Below are 5,326 nucleotides of genomic sequence, written 5' to 3' on the forward strand. Positions count from 1 at the left end.
CTTCCTGCCCCTGCGCGGCATTGCCTCCATGCACTGCTCCGCCAACGTGGGTCAGGACGGCGACGTCGCCATCTTCTTCGGTCTCTCCGGCACCGGCAAGACCACCCTCTCCACCGATCCCAAGCGCCAGCTGATCGGCGATGACGAGCATGGCTGGGATGATCACGGCGTGTTCAACTTCGAAGGGGGCTGCTACGCCAAGACCATCAAGCTCTCCGAAGAGGCTGAGCCGGACATCTACCACGCCATCCGCCGCGATGCGCTGCTGGAGAACGTGACCGTTGCCGCCGATGGCACCATCGACTTCGATGATGGCTCCAAGACCGAGAACACCCGTGTCTCCTACCCCATCTATCACATCGACAACATCGTCAAGCCGGTCTCCAAGGCAGGTCACGCCACCAAGGTGATCTTCCTGACTGCAGATGCCTTCGGCGTGCTGCCTCCGGTCTCCAAGCTGACCAAGGAGCAGACCAAGTACCACTTCCTGTCTGGCTTCACCGCCAAACTGGCCGGTACCGAGCGCGGCATCACCGAGCCGACTCCGACCTTCTCCTCCTGCTTCGGCGCAGCCTTCCTCTCCCTGCACCCGACCAAGTACGGTCAGGAGCTGGTAAAACGGATGGAAGCGGCAGGTGCAGAGGCCTATCTGGTCAACACCGGCTGGAACGGCACCGGCAAGCGCATCTCCATCAAGGATACCCGCGCCATCATCGATGCCATCCTGGATGGCTCCATCGAGAAGGCCGAGACCAAGGTGCTGCCGATCTTCAATCTGGAGATCCCGACCGCGCTGCACGATGTGAACCCAGCGATCCTCGACCCGCGCGACACTTACGCCGACAAGGCCGAGTGGGATGCCAAAGCCGTCGATCTGGCAGGGCGCTTCATCAAGAACTTCGAGCGCTTCACCGATAACGACGAAGGCAAACGTCTGGTTGCGGCAGGCCCGCAGCTGTAACAGGCTCGCTTCGTATCAGTGACATCATGCCGGTCAGCCACGCTGACCGGCATTTTTGTTTTTGTGGAGCCCCGAACGCCGCCATCGGCCCCGTTAAAGGGGCCAAAACCTTGCCTTTGCCCATTGTGACAGGTTAGATTCAGCCAAACTTTATACAATATACAATTCTGTAACGCCCAATCGTGACCCGACCATGACCCCACCCTACAAGACCCGAACCCAGATGGTGATGGAAAACCTCCGTGGCCGGATCCTCCGTGGGGAGTTCCCCGCTGGCGCCCCCTTGCGTCAGGATGCCATTGCCAAAGAGCTGGCCGTGAGCCGCATTCCGGTGCGCGAAGCCCTGATGCAGCTGGAAGCGCAGGGGCTGGTGAAGTTCGAAGCCCATCGCGGCGCCGTGGTCACCATGCTGGACGCCTCGGCCATTGAAGAGCTCTTTTATTTGCGAGCGCTGCTGGAAGCCGATACCCTGTTTCACGCCGTCGACAAGATGACGGAAGCCACCTTCGCACAAGCGGAGGCGATCCTCGCCCAGTTTGATCACGCCCTGGAGTCAGGCACCCAGATCGAACATTGGGCCGAGTTGAACCACAGCTTTCACGCCACCCTCTATCAGGCAGCCGGTCGCCCCCAGGCACTTGAACTGATCGCCCAGATCAATCTGAGCTGTGACCGCTATGTCCGCTTCGAGCTGCTGTTTGCCAGCGACGGGGTGGACAAGGCGGAGCGTGAACACGCCCAATTGCTGGAACTGTGCCGCGCCCGGCGCAAGCACGAGGCGGTGGTGCTGCTCAGGCAGCATATCGAAGCAGCGGGTCAGTCGATCAAGCGGATCCTGGCCAGCGGCCATAAAAACTGAACACTCATATAGCAACCATCTGGCACTAACGACATGAATAATTTCGAGATAATTGAAACCCGCGTCGCCCAAGTCAGGGCCGAGCTGGCCATGCAGGAGTTGGACGCATTTATCGTCCCCCACGATGATGAGCACCTCGGCGAGTACATCCCCGCCTATGCCGAGCGGCTTGACTGGATCACCGGTTTCAACGGCTCTGCCGGGGTCGCCATCATCATGGCCCAGCGGGCAGCCCTCTTTGTCGATGGTCGCTATACGGTGCAGGCGCGGATGCAAACTCCCGCCGAACTGTTCGAATTCCTCCACCTTATTGAAAATCCTCATGTGCAGTGGCTGGCCGAACAGCTGCCATCAGGCTCCCGGGTTGGCTTTGATGCCCGCCTGCACAGCCTGACCTGGTACAAGAACGCCAAGGCCGTGCTGGCCGACCGCGGTATCGAGCTGATCCGCGTCGAGCAGAACCCCATCGATCTGAACTGGAGCGATCGCCCGGAGCCGACCAAGAGCCCGGTCATCCTCTACAGCGAGGAGCTGGCGGGCCAGTCCAGCCAATCCAAACGTGAACAGCTGGCGGCCGACCTGCGCAAGCGCGGGCTGGATGCCGTGCTGCTGACCCAGGCCGAGCCCATCAACTGGCTGCTCAACCTGCGGGGCCGCGATATCGACCGGCTGCCGGTGGTGCTGGGCTTTGCGGTGCTCTACGCCAACACCAGCATGGATTTCTTCGTCGATACCGACAAAATTGACTGCTTCGCCTTCAGCCAGCACGTGGGGCAGGATGTCTCCGTCTACCCCATCGACAAGCTGGGCGACGTGTTGCAGCGCATCGGTGAAGATCAGCAGAAGGTGCTGGCCGATCCGGACAGCGCCAACGCCTGGACTCAGCTCGTCATGGAAGAGGCGGGCGCCATTCTGGTAGCAGGGCAAGACCCGACCATGCTGCCGAAAGCGTGCAAGAACGAGATCGAGCTGACGGGTATGCGTGCCGCTCACCTGCGTGATGGCGTGGCCATGACCCGCTTCCTCGCCTGGCTGGATCGGTTGGTCGCCTCCGGCGAGTTCGAGGGGGTGGATGAAGGCACCCTGGCCGATCAGGTGGAAGCGTTCCGCCGCGAGCAGGAGCACTACGTCGAGCCGAGCTTCGATACCATCTCCGCGCTCGGCCCCAACGCCGCCATGTGCCACTACCACCACACTAACGGCACCCCGCGCGCGTTTGGCCAGGACAGCCTCTATCTGCTGGACTCCGGCGCCCAGTATATGGATGGCACCACCGACATCACCCGCACCATCAAGGTGGGTGAGGTGAGCGACGAGCAGAAAGCGATGTTTACCCGGGTGCTGCAAGGCCATATCGCGCTGGATCAGGCCCGCTTCCCCCGTGGCACCGCCGGTATCCAGCTCGACGTGCTGGCCCGCATGCCGCTGTGGCAAGCCGGTTACAACTATGACCACGGCACCGGCCACGGCGTCGGCCACTTCCTGAGTGTCCACGAAGGGCCCCAGCGCATCGCGCCGAAAGGGAGCATGGTCGCCCTGCAACCGGGCATGGTGCTCTCCAACGAGCCGGGCTACTACCGTGAAGATGGCTTTGGCATCCGTTGCGAAAACCTGGTAGTGGTGACCGAGCTGGAACAGGTTGGCGAGCTGCCGATGCTGGGCTTCGAGCGGCTGACCTACGTGCCGTTCGATACCCGCCTGATCGACCGCAGCCTGCTGAGTCCGGCCGAATTCCGCTGGATCAACGAATACCATGTCGAGGTGTTCCGCCGCCTGAGCCCACTGCTCGAGGGCGAGGATCTCGCCTGGCTGGAGCAGGCAACCAGCCTCATCTGATGACACAGGGCCTGCGGGCCCTGTTTTTTATCCCCCCTTTTGACCTGTATCAACACCCAAAGCGAGCAGGTCAGGAGAATGGCGGCCATGAAAAGTCATCATGCCAGCCCAGCCCGGGGCTCACACGCCGCAGCCAGCAAAAAGGCGAGTGACCATCCCAGACTCATGCGCGAGCAGCAGACGGTCAGCGCCATGATCCGCCTCTACTGCCAGCACCATCATCAGGATCCCCATTGCCGCCACTGTCGCCAGTTGCGGGATTTCGCCCATCAGCGCCTTCGTCGCTGCCGTTATGGCCACGGCCACAAACCCACCTGTGCCAACTGCAATATCCACTGCTACGCACCGGCGATGCGCAAACAGATCCAGCAGGTGATGAAGTGGAGCGGCCCGCGCATGTTGCTGCGCCACCCCTGGCTCACCCTCCGCCACCTGCTCGACGGCTTGCGCAAGGCGCCCAAACTGCCCCAGAGCCGCCCCCTGCCGCCATAACCGCCAATCCCTTGCATCCGGCAGGGGATGACCACTACCCTATGGCTCCTTTTTTGCCGTTGACCCCAAGGTCAGCGGCGTTGCCGATCCGTTTGCTGCCAATGGAGTCCTGATGCACCACAACCCGCCCCTGCTACGCACCGCTACCCACAATGACATGCACGCCATCTGGCAGATCGATGCCAAGGTGTTTGGCGAAGATGTCTATCCCGCCTTCTTCTTCCGTCAGGCGATGGATTTGTGGCCAGAGTTGTTGCTGGTGGCCGAATACGAGGGGCAGCTGGTGGGGTATGTGCTGGGGGGATTCGGTCAGGAGCGGTCGCAAGGCTGGGTGCTCTCGCTGGCGGTGCTGCCCGAGGCGCGCGGTTTTGGTCTGGCCGAGCGCATGATGCGCCAGATGGAGGCCAACCAGCAGGCGCTGCAGATCAGCGAACTGCGGCTAACGGTCGATCCGGCCAATCCGGCCCAGCGCCTCTACTACCGGCTCGGTTACATATTGCAGGCGGAAGTAGCCGACTATTTCGGCCCCGGAGAAGACCGTCTGCTGCTGGTTAAAACCCTCTCCGGTACAGCTGCGATTCAAGGACAAAACCGGTTACAGAACGCATAATTGGTTACATTTTGCCGATTTCATGTGTGACGGGGTTGGAGTAAAGTTCACTCATCAACCGGATTGTTCAAATTACGTGCAGCCCAGGAGGCCCACCATGTTGAAGCGTATGACCCTTATTGCCCTGCTGGCAGCTACCACCATCACCGGATGCGCCAACAGTGACGTTTACTCTGGCGATGTTTACACCAAAGACCGCGCCAAACAGGTGCAGACCGTCAGCTACGGCACCATCATCTCCACTCGCCCGGTGAAGATCCAGGCCGATGAGAACTCCCTGATTGGCACCATTGGCGGCGCCGTAGTCGGTGGCCTGCTGGGCAGCACAGTCGGTGGCGGCACCGGACGCGATATCGCAGCCGCAGGCGGCGCCATCGCCGGTGCAGCGGCAGGTAACGCCATCGGCAACAAGATGAATCAGGTCGACGGCGTCGAGCTGGAGATCAAGAAAGAGAACGGCGAAGCCATCGTGGTCGTGCAGAAAGCCAGCCCCACCTTCACCCCGGGTGCTCGCGTGCGCATGACCCAGGGTAACGGCAGCATCAACGTGGCCGTCGTGAATTAAGCG

Annotated in this window: 6 protein-coding genes; all 6 read left to right on the top strand. The window is 61.4% G+C overall.

Translation table 11 applies throughout. From position 1 onward, the window contains the following. A partial coding sequence (pckA, locus tag AACS18_RS03995) for a phosphoenolpyruvate carboxykinase (ATP) (protein WP_108613763.1) occupies nt 1–961 on the top strand: 961 nt, incomplete at its 5' end. A gap of 193 nt (nt 962–1,154) precedes the next feature. Continuing rightward, nucleotides 1,155–1,820, top strand: coding sequence for a GntR family transcriptional regulator (locus AACS18_RS04000; RefSeq protein ID WP_005340138.1), 666 nt, complete (start codon nt 1,155–1,157; stop codon nt 1,818–1,820). 33 nt (nt 1,821–1,853) lie between these two features. Next, a complete protein-coding gene (locus AACS18_RS04005; protein WP_108613764.1) occupies nt 1,854–3,656 on the top strand; it encodes an aminopeptidase P family protein in 1,803 nt (600 codons plus the stop codon). 87 nt (nt 3,657–3,743) lie between these two features. Further along, a complete protein-coding gene (locus tag AACS18_RS04010; RefSeq protein ID WP_005356534.1) occupies nt 3,744–4,148 on the top strand; it encodes a nitrous oxide-stimulated promoter family protein in 405 nt (134 codons plus the stop codon). 112 nt (nt 4,149–4,260) lie between these two features. Further along, nucleotides 4,261–4,758 carry a GNAT family N-acetyltransferase gene (locus AACS18_RS04015; protein WP_108613765.1) on the top strand — a complete coding sequence of 166 codons (498 nt, stop codon included), beginning with the start codon at nt 4,261–4,263 and terminating at the stop codon, nt 4,756–4,758. Between the two features lie 97 nt (nt 4,759–4,855). Further along, nucleotides 4,856–5,323: an outer membrane lipoprotein gene (locus AACS18_RS04020; RefSeq protein WP_005340126.1), complete on the top strand. Its 468-nt coding sequence runs from the start codon at nt 4,856–4,858 to the stop codon at nt 5,321–5,323. The last annotated feature ends 3 nt before the right edge of the window (nt 5,324–5,326 follow it).

Source organism: Aeromonas sp. HMWF015 (assembly GCF_963878965.1).
GTDB lineage: Bacteria > Pseudomonadota > Gammaproteobacteria > Enterobacterales > Aeromonadaceae > Aeromonas > Aeromonas veronii.

Coding starts and splice junctions, on each gene's coding strand:
- AACS18_RS04005 (WP_108613764.1), top strand. CDS start 1,854: ATGAATAATTTCGAGATAATTGAAACCCGCGTCGCCCAAGTCAGGGCC.
- AACS18_RS04000 (WP_005340138.1), top strand. CDS start 1,155: ATGACCCCACCCTACAAGACCCGAACCCAGATGGTGATGGAAAACCTC.
- AACS18_RS04015 (WP_108613765.1), top strand. CDS start 4,261: ATGCACCACAACCCGCCCCTGCTACGCACCGCTACCCACAATGACATG.
- AACS18_RS04010 (WP_005356534.1), top strand. CDS start 3,744: ATGAAAAGTCATCATGCCAGCCCAGCCCGGGGCTCACACGCCGCAGCC.
- AACS18_RS04020 (WP_005340126.1), top strand. CDS start 4,856: ATGTTGAAGCGTATGACCCTTATTGCCCTGCTGGCAGCTACCACCATC.